Origin of the sequence: Frigoribacterium sp. VKM Ac-2530, from assembly GCF_015350835.1 — a bacterium.
Classification (GTDB): Bacteria; Actinomycetota; Actinomycetes; order Actinomycetales; family Microbacteriaceae; genus Frigoribacterium.
This window is the reverse complement of sequence record NZ_JADKSE010000002.1, coordinates 797,057-821,242: the sequence shown is the minus strand read 5'-3', so window position 1 is coordinate 821,242 and position 24,186 is coordinate 797,057. Positions and strand designations below refer to the sequence as shown.

General features: G+C 72.6%; 26 protein-coding genes and 1 pseudogene. 24 read left to right on the top strand and 3 right to left on the bottom strand.

What is annotated here, in order from left to right; genetic code table 11:
• Positions 1 to 86: 86 nt before the first annotated feature.
• Positions 87 to 1,355 carry an LCP family protein gene (locus ITJ48_RS12760; protein WP_194613947.1) on the bottom strand — a complete coding sequence of 423 codons (1,269 nt, stop codon included), beginning with the start codon at positions 1,353 to 1,355 and terminating at the stop codon, positions 87 to 89.
• 179 nt (positions 1,356 to 1,534) lie between these two features.
• Between ITJ48_RS12760 and infA the strand changes: the two genes are divergently transcribed.
• From infA to ITJ48_RS12695, 13 genes are all read left to right on the top strand, one after another.
• Positions 1,535 to 1,756 (top strand): translation initiation factor IF-1, encoded by a 222-nt coding sequence (gene infA / locus ITJ48_RS12755; protein WP_055857193.1) that lies wholly within the window; start codon positions 1,535 to 1,537, stop codon positions 1,754 to 1,756.
• A 68-nt stretch (positions 1,757 to 1,824) separates the two neighbouring features.
• Positions 1,825 to 1,941 carry a 50S ribosomal protein L36 gene (gene rpmJ / locus ITJ48_RS12750; protein WP_043593327.1) on the top strand — a complete coding sequence of 39 codons (117 nt, stop codon included), beginning with the start codon at positions 1,825 to 1,827 and terminating at the stop codon, positions 1,939 to 1,941.
• Positions 1,942 to 2,136: 195 nt separating this feature from the next.
• The gene (gene rpsM / locus ITJ48_RS12745; RefSeq protein ID WP_056057338.1) at positions 2,137 to 2,511 is read left to right on the top strand and encodes a 30S ribosomal protein S13; all 375 of its coding nucleotides are present in this window, start codon (positions 2,137 to 2,139) and stop codon (positions 2,509 to 2,511) included.
• Between the two features lie 44 nt (positions 2,512 to 2,555).
• Complete coding sequence (gene rpsK / locus ITJ48_RS12740) at positions 2,556 to 2,954, top strand: 30S ribosomal protein S11 (protein WP_055799944.1); 399 nt, start codon at positions 2,556 to 2,558, stop codon at positions 2,952 to 2,954.
• Between the two features lie 188 nt (positions 2,955 to 3,142).
• A complete protein-coding gene (locus ITJ48_RS12735; protein WP_123547705.1) occupies positions 3,143 to 4,135 on the top strand; it encodes a DNA-directed RNA polymerase subunit alpha in 993 nt (330 codons plus the stop codon).
• Between the two features lie 49 nt (positions 4,136 to 4,184).
• Positions 4,185 to 4,736, top strand: coding sequence for a 50S ribosomal protein L17 (gene rplQ / locus ITJ48_RS12730; RefSeq protein ID WP_194613946.1), 552 nt, complete (start codon positions 4,185 to 4,187; stop codon positions 4,734 to 4,736).
• Positions 4,737 to 4,946: 210 nt separating this feature from the next.
• Positions 4,947 to 7,712 (top strand): ExeM/NucH family extracellular endonuclease, encoded by a 2,766-nt coding sequence (locus tag ITJ48_RS12725; protein WP_228506893.1) that lies wholly within the window; start codon positions 4,947 to 4,949, stop codon positions 7,710 to 7,712.
• Positions 7,713 to 7,821: 109 nt separating this feature from the next.
• Positions 7,822 to 8,748, top strand: a complete 927-nt coding sequence (locus ITJ48_RS12720) for a tRNA pseudouridine(38-40) synthase TruA (RefSeq protein WP_370544915.1) — start codon at positions 7,822 to 7,824, stop codon at positions 8,746 to 8,748.
• The gene (locus ITJ48_RS12715; RefSeq protein ID WP_194613945.1) at positions 8,745 to 9,227 is read left to right on the top strand and encodes a GNAT family N-acetyltransferase; all 483 of its coding nucleotides are present in this window, start codon (positions 8,745 to 8,747) and stop codon (positions 9,225 to 9,227) included. Before ITJ48_RS12720 ends, ITJ48_RS12715 begins: the two co-directional genes overlap by 4 nt.
• 218 nt (positions 9,228 to 9,445) lie before the next feature.
• Positions 9,446 to 9,892, top strand: a complete 447-nt coding sequence (rplM, locus tag ITJ48_RS12710) for a 50S ribosomal protein L13 (RefSeq protein WP_146902850.1) — start codon at positions 9,446 to 9,448, stop codon at positions 9,890 to 9,892.
• Between the two features lie 32 nt (positions 9,893 to 9,924).
• Positions 9,925 to 10,410, top strand: coding sequence for a 30S ribosomal protein S9 (gene rpsI / locus ITJ48_RS12705; protein WP_123547710.1), 486 nt, complete (start codon positions 9,925 to 9,927; stop codon positions 10,408 to 10,410).
• Between the two features lie 23 nt (positions 10,411 to 10,433).
• The gene (glmM, locus tag ITJ48_RS12700; protein ID WP_194613944.1) at positions 10,434 to 11,795 is read left to right on the top strand and encodes a phosphoglucosamine mutase; all 1,362 of its coding nucleotides are present in this window, start codon (positions 10,434 to 10,436) and stop codon (positions 11,793 to 11,795) included.
• Between the two features lie 91 nt (positions 11,796 to 11,886).
• Complete coding sequence (locus tag ITJ48_RS12695) at positions 11,887 to 12,924, top strand: YdcF family protein (protein WP_194613943.1); 1,038 nt, start codon at positions 11,887 to 11,889, stop codon at positions 12,922 to 12,924.
• A gap of 42 nt (positions 12,925 to 12,966) precedes the next feature.
• Here ITJ48_RS12695 and coaA read toward each other — a convergent pair whose 3' ends face one another.
• A complete protein-coding gene (gene coaA / locus ITJ48_RS12690; protein ID WP_194613942.1) occupies positions 12,967 to 13,911 on the bottom strand; it encodes a type I pantothenate kinase in 945 nt (314 codons plus the stop codon).
• 160 nt (positions 13,912 to 14,071) lie between these two features.
• On the opposite strand from coaA, the gene glmS reads away from it, so the two are divergent.
• From glmS to tsaE, 5 genes are read left to right on the top strand one after another with little or no spacing between them, the layout of a single operon-like run.
• The gene (gene glmS / locus ITJ48_RS12685; RefSeq protein WP_194613941.1) at positions 14,072 to 15,931 is read left to right on the top strand and encodes a glutamine--fructose-6-phosphate transaminase (isomerizing); all 1,860 of its coding nucleotides are present in this window, start codon (positions 14,072 to 14,074) and stop codon (positions 15,929 to 15,931) included.
• Positions 15,932 to 15,961: 30 nt separating this feature from the next.
• Positions 15,962 to 16,396 carry a holo-ACP synthase gene (locus tag ITJ48_RS12680; RefSeq protein WP_194613940.1) on the top strand — a complete coding sequence of 145 codons (435 nt, stop codon included), beginning with the start codon at positions 15,962 to 15,964 and terminating at the stop codon, positions 16,394 to 16,396.
• Positions 16,393 to 17,481: an alanine racemase gene (gene alr, locus ITJ48_RS12675; RefSeq protein WP_194613939.1), complete on the top strand. Its 1,089-nt coding sequence runs from the start codon at positions 16,393 to 16,395 to the stop codon at positions 17,479 to 17,481. Before ITJ48_RS12680 ends, alr (ITJ48_RS12675) begins: the two co-directional genes overlap by 4 nt.
• Positions 17,478 to 18,677, top strand: a complete 1,200-nt coding sequence (gene alr, locus ITJ48_RS12670) for an alanine racemase (protein ID WP_194613938.1) — start codon at positions 17,478 to 17,480, stop codon at positions 18,675 to 18,677. The genes alr (ITJ48_RS12675) and alr (ITJ48_RS12670) overlap by 4 nt, the downstream gene beginning before the upstream one ends.
• A 29-nt stretch (positions 18,678 to 18,706) precedes the next feature.
• Positions 18,707 to 19,249 (top strand): tRNA (adenosine(37)-N6)-threonylcarbamoyltransferase complex ATPase subunit type 1 TsaE, encoded by a 543-nt coding sequence (tsaE, locus tag ITJ48_RS12665; protein WP_194614471.1) that lies wholly within the window; start codon positions 18,707 to 18,709, stop codon positions 19,247 to 19,249.
• Here the strand turns inward: tsaE and ITJ48_RS12660 are convergent.
• On the bottom strand, positions 19,236 to 20,078 hold the full coding sequence (locus ITJ48_RS12660) for a helix-turn-helix transcriptional regulator (RefSeq protein ID WP_194613937.1): 843 nt from the start codon (positions 20,076 to 20,078) through the stop codon (positions 19,236 to 19,238). The genes tsaE and ITJ48_RS12660 overlap by 14 nt on opposite strands.
• Before the next feature lie 165 nt (positions 20,079 to 20,243).
• On the opposite strand from ITJ48_RS12660, the gene ITJ48_RS12655 reads away from it, so the two are divergent.
• From ITJ48_RS12655 to ITJ48_RS16270, 6 genes and pseudogenes are all read left to right on the top strand, one after another.
• Positions 20,244 to 20,990 (top strand): SDR family oxidoreductase, encoded by a 747-nt coding sequence (locus tag ITJ48_RS12655; RefSeq protein ID WP_194613936.1) that lies wholly within the window; start codon positions 20,244 to 20,246, stop codon positions 20,988 to 20,990.
• Positions 20,991 to 21,055: 65 nt separating this feature from the next.
• Positions 21,056 to 21,730, top strand: coding sequence for a tRNA (adenosine(37)-N6)-threonylcarbamoyltransferase complex dimerization subunit type 1 TsaB (gene tsaB, locus ITJ48_RS12650; protein WP_194613935.1), 675 nt, complete (start codon positions 21,056 to 21,058; stop codon positions 21,728 to 21,730).
• A complete protein-coding gene (gene rimI, locus ITJ48_RS12645; RefSeq protein ID WP_370544914.1) occupies positions 21,727 to 22,248 on the top strand; it encodes a ribosomal protein S18-alanine N-acetyltransferase in 522 nt (173 codons plus the stop codon). Before tsaB ends, rimI begins: the two co-directional genes overlap by 4 nt.
• Entirely contained in the window at positions 22,245 to 23,324 is a 1,080-nt protein-coding gene (gene tsaD / locus ITJ48_RS12640) for a tRNA (adenosine(37)-N6)-threonylcarbamoyltransferase complex transferase subunit TsaD (RefSeq protein ID WP_370544913.1), read from the top strand. The genes rimI and tsaD overlap by 4 nt, the downstream gene beginning before the upstream one ends.
• 101 nt (positions 23,325 to 23,425) lie before the next feature.
• Entirely contained in the window at positions 23,426 to 23,800 is a 375-nt protein-coding gene (locus ITJ48_RS12635; protein ID WP_192040746.1) for a DUF4190 domain-containing protein, read from the top strand.
• Between the two features lie 166 nt (positions 23,801 to 23,966).
• Positions 23,967 to 24,186, top strand: a pseudogene (locus tag ITJ48_RS16270) (hypothetical protein); the annotation flags it as partial.

Below are 24,186 nucleotides of genomic sequence, written 5' to 3'. Positions count from 1 at the left end.
GCCAGAGGAGTCGTCAGTCCGCCTCGGTCAGCGAGGCGAGGAGACTCGGGTCGTCGTCCGCGGGACGCAGTGACGGCCTGGCAGGCTCAGCCCCGTGAGGACCCGACCGAGCAGGTCGCCTCGGCGGCCGTCTGGCCCGTGATCGTCGACGGGAGGGTCGTCGTGACCGGTTCCGGCTCGGCCGGTGCGGCGGTCCCCGCATCGTCGGCGCCGGTCGTCCCGGTGGCCGCAGGCGCAGACGGCTCGGGCGCAGGTGCGGGCGCGGCCGACTCGTCCACGGTGGAGCCTCGGCCCACCGCCTCGTCGCCGAGCGTGAACTTCTGGTCGGCCTGCAGCGCCGCCTCGAGCACGGCGGCATCCGACTCGGCGGGGATGACCCTGCCGGCCTGGTCGGGGTCGTCGACCACCGGGTACTGCACGAACACGATGTCGGCCGGGGTCAAGTTCCTCAGTGCCAGCGCGAGCGACACCAGCGTGTCGGGCGAGCTCAGGGACGACGAGAGGGTCATGTTGCCGAGTGCCGCCGAGGCCAGCTTGTAGAGCGTCGTCGGGCTGCCGAGCGTGCCGCCGGAGATGATGGTGCGCATCATCGACGACAGGAACACCTGCTGCGAGCTGATGCGGGCGAGGTCGCTCCCGTCGCCGACGCCGTGGCGCGTCCGGAGGAACTCGAGGGCGTCCTTGCCCTGCAGCGAGTGGGTGCCGGCCGAGAGGTCGAGCCCGGTGTCGGTGTCGCGGATCCGCTGCGTCACGCAGACGTCGACCCCGCCCAGGGCGTTCGACATCTCGATGACGCCGTCGAAGGTGATCATGCCCGCGTAGTAGACGCTGAGCCCCGTCATGCTCTCGACGGCGGCGACCGTGCAGCTGATGCCTCCGTCGCCGTAGAGGGTGTTGAACTGCTGGTAGGAGGCGGCCGGATGCGCCGCCCCGTCGTCGCCGGTGCACGCGGGGCGGTCGATCATCAGGTCGCGCGGGAAGCTCACTGCCGTGAGCTGGGTCTGGTCCTCGGACAGGTGCAGGAGGATGTTGACGTCGTTCCGCACCCCGTCGACCACGCCGGCGTCCACCGCGCTGCCGGGGTCACGCTGGTCGCTGCCGATCAGGAGGATGTTCGCGCCGCCGGGGATCGCCGAGATCTCCTTCGGCGCGGCCGTCTCGTTGTCCAGGGCGACCGACGTCACCGACGAGGTGAGCTGCTGGGCGGTGATGGCGGCCAAGGAGGCGCCGCTCACGAGCAGCACAGCCAGAGCGCCGGCCACGAGGGTCACCAGGGCCCGGAACGGCCCTCGACGTCGGAGACGACCGTGACGGGCGGCGCCTCGGCGGCCGGGCGTGCGTGTCTGCTGAGACATGTGGAGCTCCTGGTCGGCGTCATCGTCGTCGACTCGGCGTGTCGGGTCGACGGGCGGGTTGCTGAAGTGTAGCGGCATCACCTAGGATCGATCTTTGGTGTTCCCAGGCCACATCTGTGTGCCCGGGGCGCCGACTGCCCGCACGACCAACACCCCCAACTCTGAGCGACTGTGAGTCCATGGCCAAAAAAGACGGTGTCATCGAAATCGAAGGAGCTGTGATCGAAGCTCTGCCCAACGCGATGTTCCGCGTCGAGCTGACCAACGGTCACAAGGTTCTCGCCCACATCTCGGGAAAGATGCGTCAGCACTACATCCGCATCCTCCCCGAAGACCGTGTGATCGTCGAGCTGAGCCCCTACGACCTGACCCGCGGCCGGATCGTCTACCGCTACAAGTAGGGCGTGCTGGAAAGGAACGGCCCCGCGCACCCGCGGGGCACGAAGCCAGCGAGATCAAGGAAACAACGATGAAGGTCAACCCCAGCGTCAAGCCCATCTGCGAGCACTGCAAGGTGATCCGCCGCAAGGGCAACGTCATGGTCATCTGCAAGAGCAACCCGCGTCACAAGCAGCGTCAGGGCTAGTAGGCGGCGACGCTCCGACCGCGACAGCGGTCTGCAGCAGCCGGGGCTCTCGAGCCCCACAGCACCACCCCACGAGCAGCACCAGAACTCGTCGATCACGTCGCCCAGGGCGGCGGCCGGCGGGGGACACCCCGGGCGGAGGCCCGGGCACCGGTGCTGCGTCACACCTCCACCACTCTCTGAGGAGAAGCCACCATGGCACGTCTAGCAGGCGTTGACATCCCGCGCGACAAGCGCGTCGAAGTCGCACTGACCTACATCTACGGAGTCGGCCGCACCCGCGCGCTCAAGACTCTCGCCGAGACCGAGATCGACGGCAACATCCGCGTCAAGGACCTCACGGACGACCAGCTCGTCCTGCTCCGCGACCACATCGAGGGCAACTTCAAGGTCGAGGGCGACCTCCGCCGCGAGGTCGCCGCCGACATCCGCCGCAAGGTCGAGATCGGCAGCTACGAGGGCATCCGCCACCGCCGCGGCCTGCCTGTGCGCGGCCAGCGCACCAAGACGAACGCGCGTACCCGCAAGGGCCCGAAGCGCACCGTCGCCGGCAAGAAGAAGGCTCGCTAGGCCCCGGCTCCCGCCGTACGCCTCTAGGTTCGTAGGAGATCAAAATGGCAGCACCGAAGTCGGCCGCGCGCAAGCCCCGCCGCAAAGAGAAGAAGAACGTCGCCGTGGGCCAGGCCCACATCAAGAGCACGTTCAACAACACCATCGTGTCGATCACCGATCCCTCGGGTGCCGTGCTGAGCTGGGCTTCGTCCGGCGCCGTCGGCTTCAAGGGCTCGCGCAAGTCGACCCCGTTCGCCGCGCAGCTCGCGGCCGAGTCGGCTGCGCGTCAGGCGCAGGAGCACGGCGTCAAGAAGGTCGACGTCTTCGTCAAGGGCCCGGGCTCGGGTCGCGAGACCGCGATCCGCTCCCTCCAGGCCGCTGGCCTCGAGGTCGGCTCGATCAACGACGTCACCCCGCAGGCGCACAACGGCTGCCGCCCGCCGAAGCGTCGTCGCGTCTAACTGAGTTGCCGCCCGTCGTGCCTCCTCCTCCCCTCGTGGGCAGAGGAGGCGCGGCGGGCTCGACCGCGTCACCACCGCCTCCTGCGTCCCTCGCACGGGGCGCCCACAACTCAAGAGACCGACGGGCCAGCCACCCTGTCGTACCGCCGAGAGTCATATAGCGGACTCTCCGCCGAAAGGAACCCACAGTGCTCATTGCACAGCGCCCCACCCTCACCGAGGAGAACATCTCGGAGTTCCGTTCGCGTTTCGCGATCGAGCCCCTCGAGCCCGGCTTCGGCTACACCCTCGGCAACTCGCTGCGTCGCACGCTCCTGTCGTCGATCCCCGGCGCGGCCGTCACCAGCATCCGGATCGACGGCGTGCTGCACGAGTTCACGACCGTCCCCGGCGTGAAGGAGGACGTGACCGAGGTCATCCTCAACATCAAGCAGCTCGTCGTCTCGAGCGAGCACGACGAGCCCATCACGGCCTACCTGCGCAAGCAGGGTGCCGGCCAGGTCACGGCCGCCGACATCTCGGCGCCGGCCGGCGTCGAGATCCACAACCCCGAGCTCGTCATCGCCACGCTCAACGACAAGGCGAAGTTCGAGCTCGAGCTGACGATCGAGCGTGGCCGCGGCTACGTCTCGGCCGTGCAGAACCGCGCCGAGTTCAGCGAGGCCGGGCAGATCCCGATCGACTCGATCTACTCGCCCGTGCTCAAGGTCACCTACCGCGTCGAGGCGACTCGTGCCGGTGAGCGCACCGACTTCGACCGCCTGGTCGTCGACGTCGAGACGAAGCCGGCGATCACGCCGCGCGACGCCATCGCGTCGGCCGGTCGCACGCTGACCGAGCTGTTCGGCCTGGCGCGCGAGCTCAACACCGCCGCCGAGGGCATCGAGATCGGCCCCGCGCCGGTCGACGCCGTCCTCTCCAGCGAGCTGCAGACGCCGATCGAGGACCTCGACCTGTCGGTGCGCAGCTACAACTGCCTGAAGCGCGAGGGCATCAACACGGTGTCCGAGCTCGTCGCCCTCTCGGAGACGCAGCTCATGAACATCCGCAACTTCGGTCAGAAGTCGGTCGACGAGGTGAAGGACAAGCTCGTCGAGCTGGGTCTCTCGCTCAAGGACACGGTCCCCGGGTTCGACGGAGCCCACTTCTACAGCGGCTACGACGAGGAAGAGACCAACTAGGTCTCGTCTCCCGACGCCCTCCATCTTCGACAGCTAGGAACCAACGATCATGCCCAAGCCCACCAAGGGTCCCCGCCTCGGAGGCGGCCCGGCTCACGAGCGTCTGATGCTCGCGAACCTCGCCGCATCGCTCTTCGAGCACAAGAGCATCAAGACGACCGAGACGAAGGCCAAGCGCCTCCGTCCCGTCGCCGAGCGCCTCGTCACCTTCGCGAAGCGGGGCGACCTCGCGTCGCGTCGTCGCGCGATGCAGACGCTGCGCAACAACAAGGACGCCGCGCACATCCTCTTCACCGAGATCGCGCCGCTCGTCGAGAACCGTGAGGGCGGCTACACCCGCATCACGAAGCTCGGCTTCCGCAAGGGCGACAACGCCTCGATGGTGTCGATCGAGCTCGTGCTCGAGCCCGTCACCCCCAAGGTCAAGTCGTCGTCGAGCTCGAAGGCCGCCCCGGCTGCCGCGCCCGTCGAGGAGCCCGCCGAGGCCCCCGTCGACGAGACCGAGACGGTCGAGCAGAGCGAGCCCGTCGAGGCCGAGACCGAGACGGCTGCCGCCGACGAGGTCGAGACCGACGCCGCCGCGAAGTCGGACGACAAGTAGTCGGACGCACCACGTCAGAGGGCCCGTCACCGCGAGGTGACGGGCCCTCTGTCGTTCTCCGGCCGGGGCCGCTCCGCCGGTGGGGCGTCGTGCCGACAGTCGGCGTCCCCCGAACAGGTGTCGTTCACCTAGGCGACACGTGACGGAAACCAGCCGGGCCAGCGGCGCGCCTAGGGTCGCAGGGTCCCGTTCTCCCTGCCGAAGGAACTCATGTCACCCCGACCCCGACACACCACCCCGAGGGCGGTCGCCCTGGTGGCCGGTCTCGCCGTCCTGCTCGGTCCTCTCGTCCCCGCCGTCGCCTCCGCGGCTCCCGGCGACGCCGGCGTCGTCATCGCGGAGGTGTACGCCAAGGGCGGCAGCGCGAACGCCCCGTTCACGAACAAGTTCGCCGAGCTCTACAACCCGACCACCTCTTCCGTGTCGCTGGCGGGCTGGTCGCTCCAGTACCGCTCCGCGGCCGGCGCCGGTCCCTTCACGGCAGCCGGGCTCTCGGGCGTGATCGCTCCCGGCGGCCACTACCTCGTGCAGATGTCCTCGAACGGGTCCACCGGTGCAGCGCTCCCGACGCCCGATGCGGTGACGACCCTCAACCCGGCCGGCGCGAGCGGGGTCCTCGTCCTCTCCGACGCGGCCACGCCGCTGACGCTCCCTGCCGGCTCGGTGTCGTCCGCCACGCCGGGCGTCGTGGACGCCCTCGGCTGGGGCGTCGCCTCGGTGTTCGAGACGAGCGCGGCCGAGCTCGGCTCGGCCAACGGCACCCCCACCTCCTACGTGCGCGCCGACGGCGCCGACACCGACGTCAACTCGGCCGACTTCACACAGCAGTCGCAGGTCACGCCGCAGAACTCCGGGGGAGGCGGCACGACGCCCACCGACCCGGTGCCCGTCCCCGACCCGGTCAGCGAGGCGGACGTCACGATCGCCGAGCTGCAGGGCACGACCGACGTCAGCCCGTGGGCCGGCCGCACCGTCACCACGACCGGGGTCGTCACCGCGGCGTACCCGACCGGCGGGCTGAACGGCTACGTCATCCAGACGCCGGGCACCGGCGGCGCGCTCGACCTCGGCGCGCACGTCGCGTCCGACGCGGTCTTCGTCTACTCGGCGTCCACCGTCGGCTCGGTCGAGCTGGGCGACCACGTCGAGGTCGTCGGCGCCGTCTCCGAGTACTTCGGGCTGACGCAGATCACCGTCACCGGCGCCTCGTCGCTGACGGCGCTCGATGAGCCCGTCGTCGCTCCGCTGCCGGCGAACGTCGGGTTCCCGGCGAGCGACGCGCAGCGCGAGTCGCTCGAGAGCATGCTCGTGCTGCCCCAGGGCGAGTTCACCGTGGCCGACACGTACACGACGAACCAGTACGGCGAGGTGAAGCTGGCCGTCGGCGATCGTCCCCTGATCCAGCCGACCGAGGTCGCCGCCCCGCGGAGCGCCGAGGCGGCTGCGGTCGCGGCCGACAACGCGGCCCGCGCCGTCACGCTCGACGACGGAGCCACGACGAACTTCCTCACGCCGGCGAACCAGTCGATCCCCGTGCCGTGGCTGTCGAACGTGCACCCCGTCAGCGTGGGCGCGTCCGTCGCGTTCACCGACCCCGTCGTGCTCGACTTCCGCAACTCGGCGTGGAAGTACCAGCCGACCGCGCGGATCACCGGCGACACCGTGTACGCGGACCTCCCCGTGACCTTCGAGAACGTGCGCACCGATCGGCCGCGCGACGTCGGGGGCGACGTCTCGCTCGCGAGCTTCAACGTGCTGAACTACTTCACGACGACGGGCGATTCCATCCCGACCTGCACGTTCTACCGCGACCGAGCGGGCGCGCCCCTCACCGTCGACGGCGGCTGCGACGCCCGCGGCGCCGCGAACGCCGAGAGCCTCGCCCGTCAGCAGGTCAAGATCGTCACGGCGATCAACGCCCTGGGCGCCGACGTCGTCTCGCTCGAGGAGATCGAGAACTCGGCCCGCTTCGGGAAGGACCGTGACGAGGCCCTCCGCATCCTGGTGGCAGCCCTGAACGACGCTGCCGGCGGAGCAGTCTGGGACTACCCGCGCTCGCCTGCGATCCAGCCGGCCAACCCCGACGTGATCCGGCTCGCCTTCATCTACAAGAAGGCCGTCGTCGAGCCCGTCGGCCAGTCGACCATCCTGTTGGGCTCCGCGGCGTTCAGCAACGCCCGGCAGCCCCTGTCGCAGGCGTTCCGCCCGGTCGGCGGCGACGCCGACTCGACCTTCCTCGCGATCGCGAACCACTTCAAGTCGAAGGGGAGCGGCAGCGGCCCGGACGCCGACCTCGGCGACGGGCAGGGCGGCTCGAACGCCTCGCGCGTGAACCAGGCGACGGCGCTGGCCGCCTTCGCGGCCGAGCAGGAGGCGGCGGCGGGGACCGACAAGGTGTTCCTGCTGGGCGACTTCAACGCCTACAGCGAGGAGGACCCGATCCAGGTGCTCCGCGACGCGGGCTACACCGACCTCGGCTCGACCGAGACGGACGAGTACAGCTACGTGTTCAGCGGCCTCAGCGGCTCGCTCGACCACGTGCTCGCCTCGCCCGCCGCGCTGGAGACGGTGACGGGCGTCGACATCTGGAACATCAACTCGGGCGAGTCCGTCGGCCTCGAGTACAGCCGCTTCAACTACAACGCGGTGCAGCTCTGGCAGCCGGACCAGTTCCGGGCGAGCGACCACGACCCCGTCGTCGTGGGCCTCGACCTGCTCGCCGACGTGATCGAGCCGACCGACCCGACGCAGCCGGTCGACCCCGGTGCGCCGACCCAGCCTGGCCAGCCGGCCGACCCGGCGGCGCCCGCAGCCCCCGGCGGCGCCGTCCCGGCGGGCCAGGGCTCGACGACCGCCGACGGCCTCGCCTTCACCGGCTCGGACTCCGTCGCGGCGTGGGTAGCGCTGGCGCTCGGGCTGCTGACCGCGGGCGGGGCCCTCCTCGTCCGCCGGCGCCGCGCCTCCTCGGGGGCCTGACGCCCCTCGCCGATCGACGGCCGCGACACGGGAGACCGTGCCGCGGCCGTCGTGGTGTGCGGGGGAGGGCGACGAGGAGGCGCGCCCCGGTCCCCGTAGGATCGACCCCGTGACGAACGCCCCGGCCCTCGACGACCCGGCCTTCGTGCAGGCGGGCCTGACCCGGGTGCGGCTGACCGTGGCCTACGACGGCACCGCGTTCTCGGGCTGGAGCGAGCAGCCCGGCCGGCGCACGGTGCAGGGCGAGATGGAGGCGGCGCTCCGCACGCTGTTCGGCCGTCACGAGCACGTCCCGACCGTCACGGTCGCCGGCCGCACCGACGCGGGCGTGCACGCGCGCGGGCAGGTGGTGCACCTCGACCTGACGGACGAGCAGATCGCCCAGCTGCAGCGGCCGCACCGCGGCATGGTCGACCGCTCGCCGCTCGACGCGCCGACCGTCCTGGCCCGGCGCCTGAACGGGCTGGCCGGCTCCTCGGACGAGATCGTCGTCTCGGGGGCGCGACTGGCGCCTCCCGGGTTCCACGCGCGCTTCGGCGCGCTCTGGCGGCGCTACGAGTACCGCATCGCCGACCGCGGGGCCGAGCGCGACCCGACGCGGCGCAGCCACACGCTCTGGTACGACCACCTGCTCGACCTCGACCTGATGAGCGCGACGGCGGCGGGGCTGGTCGGACTGCACGACTGGGCCGCCTACTGCCGCCACCGCGACTACGCGACCACCATCCGCGAGCTCCAGCACTTCGCCTGGAGGCGCGACGCCGACGGCGTGCTCGTCGCGACCGTGCAGGCCGACGCCTTCTGCCACAACCTCGTGCGCAACCTCGTCGGCGCCTGCGTCGCGGTGGGGGAGGGCGCGATGCCCGAGCACCGGGCCGTCGGCGTGCGCCGCGAGGCGGCGCGCAACGGCGAGTTCCGCGTGGTCCCGGCGACGGGCCTCACCATGGTCGAGGTCGGCTACCCGCCCGACGACGAGGTCGCGGCACGCGTCGTGCTCACGCAGGTGAAGAGGTCGGCCGCTAGCCTCGACGGATGAGCGCTCCCCGCCCCGCAGTCCCGTCCGACGTCCCCGAGCTGCTGCGCCTGATCGTCGAGCTGGCGGTCTACGAGAAGGAGCCGGACGCCGTGAAGACGACCGAGGCCGACCTCGCCCGCGCGCTCTTCGGCGAGGCGCCCGCCGTCTTCGCCTTCGTGGTCGACGGCGACGAGCCGGGCGAGCTGGCGGGCCTCGCGATCTGGTTCCTCACCTTCTCGACCTGGGAGGGCGTCCACGGCATCCACCTCGAAGACCTGTACGTCGCGCCGCAGCACCGGGGCGCCGGCCACGGCCGGGCCCTGCTGGCGAGGCTGGCGCAGGAGGCGGTGGCCAGGGGGCTCGCCAGGGTCGAGTGGGCGGTCCTCGACTGGAACGAGCCCTCGATCGGCTTCTACCGGTCGCTCGGCGCCTCGTCGATGGACGAGTGGACCACCTTCCGGCTCGACGGCGGCGCGCTCACCGCCCTCGGCGCCTCCTGACCGACGACCGACGACCGACGAGGCGCGGCCGACCGTCTCCTCGCGACCGTTTGACGCCTCCGGGCGTGTCGGGTATCGTCGACCCTTGGTGCCTGCGCAACTGCGCGCGGCGCCCGAAGTTGAGCCCTCCACCTGACTCGTTCTCGCGACATCGTCGCGACAACGGCAACGGAGCGGGATTCACGGACACCTCACCTCGACCAGGAAGCAGCACTACTGTGACGCGCACTTTCTCCCCCAAGCCGGCTGACGTCCAGCCGCAGTGGCTGATCATCGACGCGAACGACGTCGTCCTCGGCCGTCTGGCCTCGCACGTGGCAGCCCTGCTGCGCGGCAAGCACAAGGCGACCTTCGCCCCCCACATGGACATGGGCGACTTCGTCATCGTCATCAACGCCGACAAGGTGGCCCTCACCGGCTCCAAGCTGGCCGAGAAGCTCTACTACCGCCACTCGGGCTACCCGGGCGGCCTGACGGCGACGACCTACTCCGAGATGGTCGAGAAGCACCCGACGCGTGCCGTCGAGAAGGCCATCCGCGGCATGCTGCCGAAGAACTCGCTGGGCCGTGCCCAGATCAAGAAGCTGAAGGTGTACGCGGGTGCCGAGCACCCCCACGCTGCTCAGCAGCCCACGGTTTACACCCTCGACCAGGTCGCCCAGTAGCGTCCGCCTTCAGACTTAAGGACCCCCACACAGTGGCTCAGATCGCAGATTCCATCGACCAGGCTCCCGAGAGCTTCACCACCGAGAGCTCGGCTCCCGAGGCCCAGGCGACGCCCCGCGCCGTCCTGAACGTCTCCGGCTCGGCCGTCGGCCGCCGCAAGGAGGCCATCGCCCGTGCGCGTCTCGTGCCCGGCACCGGCACCTTCGTGGTCAACGGACGCACCCTCGAGGAGTACTTCCCGAACAAGCTGCACCAGCAGCTGATCAACGACCCGTTCAAGGTGCTCGACCTGCTCGGCGCCTACGACGTCACCGTCAAGGTCACCGGCGGCGGCCCCTCGGGCCAGGCGGGCGCCCTGCGTCTCGCCATCGCCCGCACGCTGAACGAGATCGACCGCGAGAACAACCGCGCCACGCTCAAGAAGGCCGGCTTCCTCACCCGCGACGCCCGCGTCATCGAGCGCAAGAAGGCCGGTCTCAAGAAGGCCCGCAAGGCCTCGCAGTTCTCGAAGCGCTAAGAACCACGAGGGGCAGGTCCGCGATGTCGCGACTCTTCGGTACCGACGGCGTTCGGGGACTTGCCAACCGTGAGCTGACCGCCGCGCTCGCCCTGGGCCTCGCCCAGGCGAGCGCGGTGGTGCTCACCAAGGGGCACCACGCGGAGGCGCGTCGTGCCGAGGGTCGACGGCCGGTGGCCGTCGTCGCTCGTGACCCCCGCATCTCGGGGGAGTTCATCACCGCCGCCGTCTCGGCGGGCCTGGCCAGCTCCGGCGTCGACGTGCTCGACGCCGGGGTCATCCCGACCCCCGCGGCGGCGTTCCTCGTCGACGACATCGGCGCCGACTTCGGCGTGATGATCAGCGCCTCGCACAACCCCGCGCCCGACAACGGGATCAAGTTCTTCGCGTTCGGCGGCACGAAGCTGCCCGACGAGGTCGAGGACCGCATCGAGGCCGCCATGAGCGAGCCGCAGCTGATGCCGGTCGGCGGCGACGTCGGTCGCATCCGGCGGTTCGCCGACGCCGAGGACAGGTACGTCCTCCACCTCCTCGGCGCCCTGCCGAACCGGCTCGACGGCATCCACGTCGTGCTCGACTGCGCCCACGGCGCCGCGTCCGCCGTGTCGCCCGAGGTCTTCACCGACGCCGGCGCCAGGATCACCCTGATCGGGGCCGACCCCGACGGCATGAACATCAACGACGGCGTGGGCTCGACCCACCTCGACAACCTGGCCGCCGCCGTGCTCGAGCACGGCGCCGACGTCGGCATCGCCCACGACGGCGACTCGGACCGCTGCCTCGCGGTCGACGCCACCGGCGCGGTCGTCGACGGCGACCAGATCATGGCGATCATCGCCGTCGCCCAGAAAGAGCACGGCAAGCTGGCGAAGGACACGCTCGTCGCCACGGTCATGAGCAACCTCGGCCTCATCCGGGCCATGGCCGACCACGGCATCACCGTCCGCCAGACGCGCGTCGGCGACCGCTACGTGCTCGAGGACATGAACGAGCACGGCTTCACGCTCGGCGGCGAGCAGTCCGGCCACATCGTCTTCAGCGACTACGCGACGACCGGCGACGGCATCCTCACCGGCTTGTCGCTCGTGGCGCGCATGGCCGAGACCGGCAAGACCCTCGCCGAGCTGGCGCAGGTCATGACCGTGTTCCCCCAGATCCTGATCAACGTGAAGGGCGTCGACCGCGAGCGCCTGGCGGGCGACGAAGGCGTCGCCGAGGCCGTCGCCGCCTTCGAGCGCGAGCTCGGCGACTCGGGCCGCGTGCTGCTCCGCCCGTCGGGCACGGAGCCCGTCGTCCGGGTCATGGTCGAGGCCGCCGACCAGGCGACCGCCGACCGCGTCGCGCACGCGCTCGCCGACGTCGTCCGCGAGCGGCTCGCCCTGTAGCGACCCGTCCTCCGGCGACTCGCCCTCCGGCGGCCGTCCCGGCCGCCGCGGCGAGCGTGCCGCCGCAGCGCTCGTCGGGCACGATGGGCGCATGACGTTCCTCGTGCCGGCTGCCGTCTTCGCGGTCCTCTACGTCGTGAGCCGGCGGCGCGACGCCCGGCGGCTGCGCAACGGGGTCTTCCTCGTCGGGGCGCTCGGGTCGCTGCTGCTCGCGGGGGTGCTCGAGCTCGCGGCCGCCAGCGCGGTGCTCCAGCTGGTCGTCTTCCTCGGCTTCGGGCTCGCCGGCGCCCTGATCCTCGTGCTGGCCGTGTTCCTGGTGGCCAACGGGGTCACGATGCTGCGCCTCGAGGGGCGCAGCCTCGGCAACCTGCTGTCGCTGCTGGCCGGCGTGGCACTGGTCGCCCTGCCCACAGCCGCCGTGCTGCTCGTCTTCCTGCCCGCGAGGACGGCACTGCCGTCGAGCGCCGTCACGGTGCTGGTGTCGCTCGGGGTCCTCGTCTTCCTCGCCTGCCTCTACGCCGCGGCCACCTTCGCGGCCTTCGGGCTCTACTCGCTCGTCTACAGCCGCTACCGGCACCGGGCCCGGCCCGCCGCGCTGGTCGTGCTCGGCTCGGGGCTGATCCGGGGAGAGGTGCCGCCGCTCCTCCGCAGCAGGCTCGACAAGGCCCTCGCGATCTACCGCGCGGTCCCCGAGGGGACGGCCCGACCGATCCTGGTGCCCTCCGGCGGGCAGGGCGCCGACGAGCCGCGGCCCGAGGGGGAGGCCATGGCCGAGTACCTGCTCGCGCAGGGCGCCGACCCGGCCGACGTGCACCCCGAGACCGCGTCCACCAGCACCCGTGAGAACCTCGTGCTCTCCCGGGAGGTGCTGCGGGCGGCGGGTCGGGAGGGCGCCACGCTGGTCGTCACCAACGACTACCACGTGCTCCGCGCCGCCCTGCTGGCCCGGGCGGTCGGCAGCGACGCGCAGGTGGTCGGGTCGCCGACGGCCGCGTACTACGTGCCGAGCGCCTTCCTCCGCGAGTACGTCGCCATCATGGTCGAGCACGCGCGCCTCAACGCGGTCGCGATCGGCGCCGTCGTCGCCTTCGTCGCGCTGCTGACCGTGGTGTCGTTCCTGCCGGTGTGACGACCGCGGCGGGCCAGGGTGCCGGCCCACGCCTCCTCGGGCCTAGATCTTGCGGAGCAGGACCGAGCTGACCTTGTGGTCCGCCGCCTTGCGGAGCACCAGGGTGGCGCGCGACCGCGTGGGGAGGACGTTCTCGATCAGGTTGGGCTCGTTGACCGAGCGCCACACCGTCGAGGCGAAGGCCCTCGCCTCCGTCTCGTCCATGTCGGCGAACCGGTGGAAGAACGAGCGCTCCTGCGTGAACGCGCTCTTCTGCAGGGCGAGGAACCGGTCGACGAACCAGCTCTCGATGTCGCTCGTGCGGGCGTCGACGTAGACGGTGAAGTCGAACAGGTCGCTCAGCGCGAGCCGCCCCGCTACGGGGGGCTGGAGCACGTTGAGGCCCTCGACGATCAGGATGTCGGGCCGCCGCACGACCACCTCGGCCCCCGGCATGATGTCGTAGCTCGTGTGCGAGTAGAAGGGCGCCCGCACCTCTTCTGCGCCGCTCTTCACCTGCGAGACGAAGCGCAGCAGGTGCCGGCGGTCGTACGACTCGGGGAACCCCTTGCGGTCCATGATGCCGCGGCGCTCGAGCTCGGCGTTCGGGTAGAGGAACCCGTCGGTGGTGACGAGCTCGACGCGGGGCGTGTCGTCCCACCGGCTCAGGAGCTCGCGCAGGAGGCGCGCGACGGTCGACTTGCCGACGGCCACCGAGCCCGCGACGCCGATCACGAACGGGGTGCGCTGCGCCCGCTCGCCCAGGAAGTCGCTGGTGGCCCGGTGCAGGTTCCGCGCGCCGGCGGCGTAGAGGTTGAGGAGGCGGCTGAGGGGCACGTAGACGTCCTGCACCTCGCGCATGTCCAGCCGGTCGCCGAGGCCGCGGAGCTGCACGATCTCCGTCTCGGTCAGCGGGAGGCGCGTCGCCGGGGCGAGGTCGGCCCACGCGTCGCGGTGGATCTCGACGAACGGCGTCGCGTGGGTCGTCGGGGAGCTCGCGTCGGCCATGGGCCCGAGGCTACCCGGTCGGCCGCTCGGCGCACCCGGGCGTGCCGCGGGGCCGGCCGGGCCGTCTCCCGAGGGCTCGTCGGTCGTCTCCCCGGGCCCCGCCGGGCCACGCCCGGGGGCCTCGCCGACCGACCGGCGCCGACGCCCTAGGATCGTCTGCATGTGTGGAATCGTGGGATACGTGGGCTCTGCCGGAGCCGGTGAGAAGAGCGTCGAGGTGCTGCTCGGCGGCCTGAAGCGGCTCGAGTACCGCGGCTACGACTCGGCCGGGGTCGCGGTCATCGGCGCGGACGGCGCGCTCGACAGCCGCAAGAAGGCCGGCAAGCTCCAGGTGCTGGTCGACGACCTCGAGGCCGACCCCCTGCGCGACGGCCAGACCGGCATCGGCCACACCCGCTGGGCGACCCACGGCGGCCCGACCGACGAGAACGCGCACCCGCACCTCGCCGACGACGGCAAGCTCGCCCTCATCCACAACGGCATCATCGAGAACTTCTCCGAGCTCAAGGCCGAGCTGCTCGCCGAGGGCGTCGAGTTCCTCAGCGAGACCGACTCCGAGGTCGCGGCGCACCTCGTGGCCCGTGCCTACCGCGCCACCGGCGACCTCGCCGAGGCGCTGCGCACCGTCGTCGCCACCCTCGACGGCGCCTTCACCCTCCTCGTCGTGCACGCGGACCAGCCCGGCGTCGTCGTCGGCGCCCGCCGCAACTCGCCGCTCGTGATCGGGCTCGGCGACGGCGAGAACTTCCTCGGCAGCGACGTCGCGGCGTTCGTCGCGCACACCCGTCGTGCCATGTCGATCGGCCAGGACCAGCTGGTCACCATCCGTCCCGACTCGGTCGAGGTCGTCGACTTCGACGGCGCCCCCGTCGAGACGAGCGAGTTCGAGATCGACTGGGACGCCTCGGCCGCCGACAAGGGCGGCTGGTCCAGCTTCATGGCGAAGGAGATCAGCGAGGAGCCCGAGGCCGTCGCGAAGACCCTGCTCGGCCGCGTGTCGGGCGGCGTCGTCTCGCTCCGCGAGCTGGACGGCGTCGCCGACCGCCTCGCGACGGTCGACCGCGTCATCGTCATCGCCTGCGGCACCGCCGCCTACGCCGGCATCCTCGGCAAGTACGCCATCGAGCAGTGGGCCCGCGTGCCCGTCGAGGTCGAGCTCGCCCACGAGTTCCGCTACCGCGACCCCGTGCTCGACGGGAAGACGCTGGTCGTCTCGATCAGCCAGTCCGGCGAGACCATGGACACGCTCATGGCCGTCAAGTACGCCCGTGAGCAGGGCGCGCAGGTCCTGTCGATCTGCAACACGCAGGGCTCGACCATCCCGCGCGAGTCCGACGCGGTCATCTACACGCACGCCGGCCCCGAGGTCGCCGTCGCGTCGACCAAGGCGTTCGTCGCCCAGGGCACCGCCCTGTTCCTGCTCGGGCTGCACCTCGCGAAGCTGCGCGGCACGCTCAGCACCGACGAGATCGCCGCGCAGGTCACCGACCTCCAGGCCATCCCGGAGAAGATCGAGCGCGTGCTCGAGTCGTCCGAGCGCATCCGCACCCTGGCGGGCTGGATGGCCGACACGCGGTCGGTGCTGTTCCTCGGCCGCCACGTGGGCTACCCGATCGCCCTCGAGGGCGCACTCAAGCTCAAAGAGCTCGCGTACATCCACGCCGAGGGCTTCGCCGCCGGCGAGCTGAAGCACGGCCCGATCGCGCTGATCGAGCCCGGCCAGATCGTCTTCGTGATCGTGCCGTCGCCCCGCGACCCGCGCTCGCTGCACCCGAAGGTCGTCTCGAACATCCAGGAGATCCGCGCGCGAGGTGCCCGCGTCATCGCGATCGCCGAGGAGGGCGACGCCGCGGTGCTGCCCTTCGCCGACGAGGTGCTGCACATCCCGCTCGCCGCGCCGCTCTTCGAGTCGTTGCTCGCCGTCGTGCCGTTGCACATCTTCGGGATGGAGCTCGCCGCGGCCAAGGGCCTGGACGTCGACCAGCCGCGCAACCTCGCCAAGTCGGTCACCGTCGAGTAGCGGGCCGCCGATGACGCACCCCCGCAGATCGTGATCGTGGGCATCGGGGTCGACGTGGTCGACCTGGACCGCTTCGAGGGCTCGCTCGACCGCACGCCGGCCCTGCGCTCCCGCCTGTTCGGCGAGGCCGAGCTGGTGCTGCGCGACGGCTCGCCCCGTCGCGTCGAGTCGCTGGCGGCCCGCTTCGCCGCCAAGGAGGCGCTGATCAAGGCCCTGGGCGGCTCGGCCGGGGTGCGCTGGCACGACGTCGTCGTCGAGTCGGACCCCGACGGGGCGCCGAGCCTCGTGCTCGCCGGGGGAGCGCGGTCGCTGGCCGACTCGCGGGGCGTGACGCGCCTCCACCTGTCGCTCAGCCACGACGGCGGGGTCGCGGTCGCGTACGTCGTCGCCGAGGGGCCCGAGCCCGGCCAGGAGTCGCCGGCGCACTCGGCGCGCCCGTCGGACGAGGAGGCGGTGGTCGCGTGACGCAGGACGTCCGGCTCACCGTCGACACGGCGGCCCTCGCCCACAACGTCGGAGTGCTCCGCGAGAGGGCGGGCTCCGCCCTCGTCATGGTGGTCGTCAAGGCGAACGCCTACGGGCACGGCGCGGTCGAGAGCGCTCGGGCCTTCGCCGCCGCCGGCGTCGACTGGCTCGGCGTCGCCGACCTCGACGAAGCCCTCGAGCTCCGCCGCGCGGGCATCACGACGCCGGTGCTCGCCTGGTTGCACGCGCCCGGCGAGACGTTCGAGCAGGCGGCCAGGCACGACGTGACGCCCGCGGTCTCCGACCTCGCGCAGCTTGAGGCGGCCGCCGCCGCGGGTGTCCGCGCCGTGCACCTCTGCGTCGACACCGGGCTCAGCCGCAACGGGGCCGTCGAGTCCGAGTGGCCCGCCCTGTTCGACCGGGCCGCCGAGCTGCGCGACGTGCTGCCCGTCGAGGGGCTGATGAGCCACCTCTCGAACACGTCGCCCGAGGAGGACGGGCTGCAGCTCGCCTCCTTCCTCCGTGCCTCCGCCGCCCTCGGCGAGCGGGGCGTCGAGCCGCCGCTCCGGCACCTCGCGGCGTCGGCGGCGGCCCTGCACTACGAGGGCTCCCACACCACCATGGTGCGTCTCGGGCTCGCGGCCTACGGACTGAGCCCGTTCCCCGACCGCACCTCGGCAGACCTGGGTCTCCGGCCGGCCCTGACGCTGACGGCGCCCGTGACGTCGACCAAGCGCGTCCCCGCCGGCGAGGGCGTCTCGTACGGGTACCTGTTCCGGCCCGAGCGCGACACCACCATCGCCGTCGTCCCGGTCGGCTACTCGGACGGGATCGACCGCGCCGCGAGCGACCGCGCGTCGGTGACCATCGGCCAGCGGACCTACCGCGTGCGCGGCCGCATCGCCATGAACGCCCTCGTGATCGACGTCGGCGACGACCCGGTCGAGGTCGGCGACGAGGTCGTCGTGTTCGGCGACCCGGCGCTCGGGCGACAGGGTGCCGACGACTGGGCCCGCGCCTCCGGCAGCATCACCTGGGACGTCGTCGCCTCGCTGTCCGCACGACTCCCGAGGAGCACCGCATGACGGCCTGGATGCGCCGCGCGACGATCGACCTGGCCGCCTACCGGGCGAACCTGACCTCGCTGATCGAGCGCATGGCGCCGGTCGAGGTGCTCGCGATCGTCAAGGCCGACGCCTACTCGCTGGGCGCCGACGTGATCGTGCCCGAGGCGCTCGCCGCCGGGATCCGCTGGTTCGGCACGGTCGAGCCGCAGCCCGCGTACGAGATGCGCCGTGCGGGCGTCGGCGACGAGGCGTCGTTCTTCGCCTGGCAGCTCGGCCCCGACGAGGACTGGGACGCCGCCGTGCGGCTCCGGGTCGACCTCGGGGTCTCGACCCTCGAGCAGCTCGAGTCGTTCGCCGCCGCCGCCCGGGCGGCGGGCCCGGGTCACGAGGCGCACGTCCACCTCACGATCGACACCGGGCTGCACCGCGAGGGCTGCCTGCCCGCCGACTGGCCCGCCTTCGTCGCGCGCGCCGTCGAGCTGCGCGACGAGGGCACGGTGCGGCTGCGCGGCGCGTTCTCGCACGTGTCCGAGACGAGCGAGGCCGACGACCACGCCGCCTCCCTCGTGTTCCGCAGGGCGCTCGAGGACGCGGAGGCGCTGGGCGCGACGTTCGAGAAGCGCCACATGTCGTCCAGCTCGGCGGGCATGGAGCACCCCGAGCGGCGCTTCGACATGGTCCGCATGGGCTCGAACGGCTACGGCAACCCCGTCACGGAGGGCGTGACCGCCGCCGACCGCGGGCTGCGCCCCGTGCTGACCCTCGGCGCCCGCGTGGTGCGCGTCAAGCGCGTGGCGGCCGGCACCGGCGTCTCGTACGACTACACCTGGCGGGCCGAGCGCGACACCACGCTGGCCCTGGTTCCCTTGGGCTACGCGGACGGCGTGAGCCGTCGCGCGCAGGGGACGGCCCCGGTCACGATCGGGGGCCGTCGCTACCCGATCGTGGGCCGCGTCGCCATGGACCAGTTCCTCGTCGACGTCGGCGACGACGCGGTCGAGGTCGGCGACGAGGTGCTGCTCTTCGGCCCCGGCGACGACGGCGAGCTGACCATCGGCGAGTGGGCCGACCTGACCGACAGCATCCCCGAGGAGGTCTCGTGCCGCATCGGCGCGCGCGTGCCGCGGCACTACCTCGGCAGGACCGGCGGGGGAGCCGACTCTGGTGCGACCGGGACCGCGCCCGACGGGACGGCTGTCGGGGCGTCCTCGTGACCGTGCCGCCGCCGCCTCCTGCAGGCAGGGTGCTGTTCGCCGGCGACCTCGTCGACACCGAGGCGACGGAGGCGCTCGGACACCGGCTCGCCGGGCTCCTGCGGGCCGGCGACCTGCTGGTGCTGACGGGGCCGCTGGGCGCCGGCAAGACCACGCTGACCCGCGGCCTCGGCGCCGGGCTGCAGGTCCGCGGCCAGGTGGCCAGCCCCACGTTCGTCCTCGCGCGCACGCACCCGACGGCGTCGGGCGTGCCGCTCGTGCACGTCGACGCGTACCGGCTGGGCGGCGCCGACGAGCTCGACGACCTCGACCTCGACTACGAGGGGTCGGTCGTCGTGGTCGAGTGGGGCGCCGGGCTGCTCGACGGGGTGGCGGAGTCGTGGCTCGACGTCGTGATCGAGCGTCCGACCGGCGCGGGAGGCGAGCTCGGCGACGACGGCAGCGACCCCGAGGGCAGCGACCCCGGAGGCCTCCCCGACCCCGACCCCGACGACGTCGCCGACGAGCCGCGCCGCGTCACGATCACGGCGCACGGCCCGCGCTGGGAGGGCGTCTCGCTCACGACCGGCTGAAGCGCTGCTCTCCCACGACGCCGAGCAGCCCGAGCGCCTCGGCGGCGCCCGACCCGGGCGCGGGGGTGAGCACGAGCAGCACCTGCGACTGGTCCTCGGTGAAGAGCGCCTGGCAGTGCACCTCGATCTCGCCGACCTCGGGGTGCCGCAGGGTCTTGTGCTCGTCGAAGCGGCTGCCCACCTCCTGCAGGTCCCAGTAGCGACGGAACTCGTCGCTCGAGGCGAGGAGGCTCGCCACGACGCGCGCCGCCAGCGGGTCGGGGTCGGGCATCGACGCGGCGACGCGCAGCTGCGCGACCTGGAGCCGGCCCTGGTGCTCGTGGTCGTGCTCCGGGTACTGGCCGCGCGCCTCCGGGTGGGCGAACCAGCGGTGGATGCCGCTGCGGTCCAGGCCCGTCCAGCCGAGCCCGTCGCCGAAGACGGCGGCGGCGAGCCGGTTCTGCGCCAGGGTCTCGCCGAGCTCGGTGATGACGAGGGCCGGGGTGTCGTCGAGGCGGTCGAGCACGCGCATCAGGCCGGGGCTGACGTGCGGCGAGCGGCGTGCCCGGCGGGGAGCCTCATGGCCGGCGAGGCGGAAGAGGTGGTCGCGCTCGTCGAGGTCGAGGCGCAGCCCGCGGGCGATGGCCGTGAGCATCTGGTCGGAGGGCTGCGGCCCCCGGCGCTGCTCGAGGCGCGCCCAGTAGTCGGACGACATGCCGACGACCGAGGCGATCTCCTCCCGCCGCAGGCCGGCGGTGCGACGACGCGCGCCGGCGGGCAGGCCGACGTCGGAGGGCTGCAGCGCCTCGCGGCGTGCGCGGAGGAACTCGGCGAGCCCGGGACGGTCCATGGGCCCATCCTCGCCCCTGGCGGCGGCGCGGACCAGGGACCGGCGCTCCCCCGATGGGCGCTCCCTTCCCGGGCGGGGAGGTGCGGCGCAGGCTGGGCTGCGGCGGGGCCCCGGGCCCCGATGCCGCCGGACGACACCGACGGGCCGCACGACCGAGGAGACACCATGAAGACCACCGGGAACACTGTCCTGATCACCGGCGCCACGTCGGGCATCGGCCTCGGCCTCGCCGAGCGCCTCAGCGCCCGCGGCGACACCGTGATCGTCGCGGGACGCCGCCGTGCGCTGCTCGACGAGATCGTCGCGACGCACCCCGGCGTGCACGCCGTCGAGCTCGACGTCGCCGACCCCGAGTCGATCCGCTCGGCCCTCGAGGCGGTCACCCGCGAGCACCCCGACCTCGACGTCGTCGTGACGATGGCGGGCATCATGCTCCCCGAGGACCTCCGTGACCCGGCGCACCTCGACGTCGCCGAGTCGATCGTCACGACGAACCTGCTCGGCACGATCCGCACCGCCGCCGCGTTCGGCCCCTGGCTCGCGGCCAAGCCCGACGGCGTGCTGATGACCGTGTCGTCGGGCCTGGCGTTCGTGCCCCTGCCCGTGACGCCGACCTACTCCGCCACGAAGGCCGCGGTGCACTCGTTCACCCAGAGCCTCCGCGTGCAGTGGGCCGACACGCCCCTCCAGGTCGTCGAGCTCGTGCCGCCGGCGGTGCAGACCACGCTGATGGGCCAGCAGGACGACGAGTCGGCCATGCCGCTCGGCGAGTTCCTCGACGAGACCGTGCAGATCCTCGAGCAGCAGCCCGACGTCGAGGAGGTGCTCGTGCAGCGCGTCCGGTTCCTCCGCGACGCCGAGGCCGAGGGGCGCCACGCCGACGTGCTCGCCCTCCTCTCGCAGCACCGCTGACCGGCCGTCCCGGTCGAGCCGAGGAGGCGCGGGCCGCGTCGGCGGCACCGCCTACGATTGACCTCGTGATCCTGGCCATCGACACCTCCGCCGGCACGGCCGTCGCCGTCGTCGACCGCGACGGCGGGGTCCTCGCCGAGCGGTCCGTCGCCGACACCCGTCGGCACGCCGAGGTGATCGGCACGCTGATCGAGGCCGTCACGACCGAGGCCGGCGTCGCCCCGCGCGACCTCAGCGCGGTCGTCGCGGGCGTCGGGCCCGGTCCGTTCACCGGTCTCCGGGTCGGCATCGTCGCCGCCCGGGCCTACGCGTTCGGCGCCGGGGTGCCCTGCCTCGCCGTCGGCAGCCACGACGCGGTCGCCTTCGAGCGCCTCAGCGCCGCGGCCGGCAGGTCGGTCTCCGACGCCGGCGGCCGCCTCGATTCCCCGCTCGTCGTCGTGACCGACGCGCGCCGCCGCGAGGTGGCCTGGACGGCGTGGTCGGGCCTCGACGACGACGGCCTCCCCGTGTCCGTCGGGGGGCCGGCGCTCGTGGTGCCGGCGCTCCTCGATGAGGCGACCGGCGCCTCCTCGGCCTGGCCCCGCACCGATCCCGACGACACTGTCGTCTCGGCGGGCGCGCTCGGCATGCTGGCCGAGCGGCTCTTCGAGCACGGCCGTCCGTTCGCCGACGCGGCTCCCCTCTACCTGCGCGAGCCCGACGTCACGCCGGCGGGCCGGCCGAAGACGGTCAGCCAGTGAGCTTCCGGCTGCGACGCGCCTCCGTCGACGACCTCGACGCCGTCATGGCGATCGAGACGTCGGTCTTCGTCAACGACGCCTGGTCGAGCGAGGGGATGGCGCACGAGCTCGCCTCCCGCGACGGCTTCTACCTCGTCGCCACGCCCGACGTCGATGACACCCGCATCGTGGGTTACAGCGGGCTCATGGTGCTGCCCGGCGCTCCCGACGCCGACGTCCAGACCATCGCCGTGCTGCCCGAGGCGCGGCGCTCGGGGCTCGGGCGGGCACTCATGGGGCAGATGATCGCCGAGGCCCGGCGTCGCGGCGTCCGCGAGGTGTTCCTCGAGGTGCGCGCCGACAACCCCGGGGCGCAGAGCCTCTACGAGTCGCTCGGCTTCGAGGCGATCGCCGTGCGCCCCCGGTACTACATGCCCGACGCCGTCGACGCGGTCGTCATGCGGCTGCAGGTGCCGGCGACGACGACCGAGCCGGCGGGCCCGACGATCGAGACGAGCGAGAGCGAGCAGCTGCCGTGACCGAGACGACCACCTCCTCGGCGCCGACGCACGCCCCCGTCGTGCTCGGCATCGAGACCAGCTGCGACGAGACCGGGGTCGGCATCGTGCGCGGCACCGAGCTGCTCGCCAACGTCATCTCGTCGTCGATGGACGAGCACGCCCGCTACGGCGGCGTCGTGCCCGAGGTCGCCGCCCGCGCCCACCTCGACGCGATGGAGCCCGCCCTGCGCGCGGCGCTCGCCGAGGCCGGGCTGACGCTCGACGACGTCGACGCGATCGCCGTCACGAGCGGCCCCGGGCTAGCCGGTGCCCTCATGGTCGGGGTCGGCGCGGCCAAGGCGCTCGCGCTCGCCACGGGCAAGCCCCTCTACGCCGTGAACCACCTCGTCGGGCACGTCGGCGCCGACGTGCTGCGCGACGACGGCAGCGACCTCGAGCTGCCGACCGTCGCCCTGCTCGTCTCGGGCGGCCACACGTCGCTGCTGCACGTGCGCGACCTCGTCGACGACGTCGAGCTGCTCGGCGAGACGATCGACGACGCGGCGGGCGAGGCCTTCGACAAGGTCGCCCGTCTGCTCGGCCTGCCCTACCCCGGCGGACCGCACATCGACCGCGTCGCCGTCGGGGGAGACCCGGCCGCGATCCGGTTCCCCCGAGGGCTCACCCTGCCGAAGGACAGGGCGGCCCACCGCTGGGACTTCTCGTTCTCGGGCCTCAAGACCGCCGTCGCCCGGTGGGTCGAGCGCCGCCGCGACGAGGGGCAGGAGGTGCCGGTCGCCGACGTGGCCGCCAGCTTCCGCGAGGCGGTCGCCGACGTCCTGCTCACGAAGGCGCTCGACGCGTGCGCGGAGCTCGGCGTGCCGCGCCTCCTGCTCGGCGGGGGCGTCGTCGCCAACGCCCGGGTGCGGCAGCTCGCGGAGGAGCGCTGCGCGGCAGCCGGAGTCGAGCTGCGCGTGCCGCCCCTGTCGCTCTGCACCGACAACGGCGCCATGATCGCGGCCCTCGGCGCACAGCTCGTCTCCCGGGGGCGGGCGCCGTCGCCGCTCGACTTCGGGGCGGACTCCACGCTGCCGGTGACGGTCGTCCAGGTCTGACGCGCACCGCGCCTCCGTCGTCCACAGGCGCCCTGCGCTGCAGTGACGTCCTCGGCCCCTCGCGCTAGGGTGGGGGCCTCACGACCAAGGAGACCCCGGACATGACCGACCAGAACCCGGCCCCCCAGGGCCAGCCGTACCAGCAGGACGCCTACCAGCAGAACCCGTACCAGGCGCCCCCGGCGCCGAACGGCGGCTACGGCGCCCCGGCCCAGCGCAACTCGCTCGCCCTCGTCGCCCTGATCCTCGGCATCGCCGGCTTCTTCACGGGCATCGCGAGCATCGGCGCCATCGTCGTCGGCCACATCTCGCTGAGCCAGATCAAGAAGACCGGCGAAGAGGGCCGCAGCATGGCGCTGTGGGGCACCATCCTCGGCTACGCCGCGATCGCGCTGGGCATCATCCTCGTGATCATCTTCGTCGTCTTCTTCGCGGCCGCCGCCTCGGCAGGTCTCGGCGACTACGAGACGTACTGACACGTCCGCGGGCCTCTGGGTCCGCGACCGGGGTCCTGAGTCCCCTCATCGACTCGGTGGATAGCATGACGGGGTCCGCGCTCACCGGCGCGGGCCCCGTTCCCGCATCCTGAGCGTGCCGACCGCACGACTCGTCCGCAGCAGCCCCGCACGCGAAAGGCTCCTCATGGCCACCGACGACCCGAACACCGAGCAGCCGGCCCCCGGCTCGGCTCCCGTGCCCGCCCCGTCGGGCGAGAACACGCCTGCTTCGTCCGGTGACCACGACCGACCCGCCTCGTCGCCGCCGCTGCCGCCCACCGCCTTCCCCGGCGCTGCCTCGCAGCCCCCCGCGCCCCAGCCCTCGCACCACCCGTTCGTGGCGCCTGGTGCAGCGCCCTCGGCGC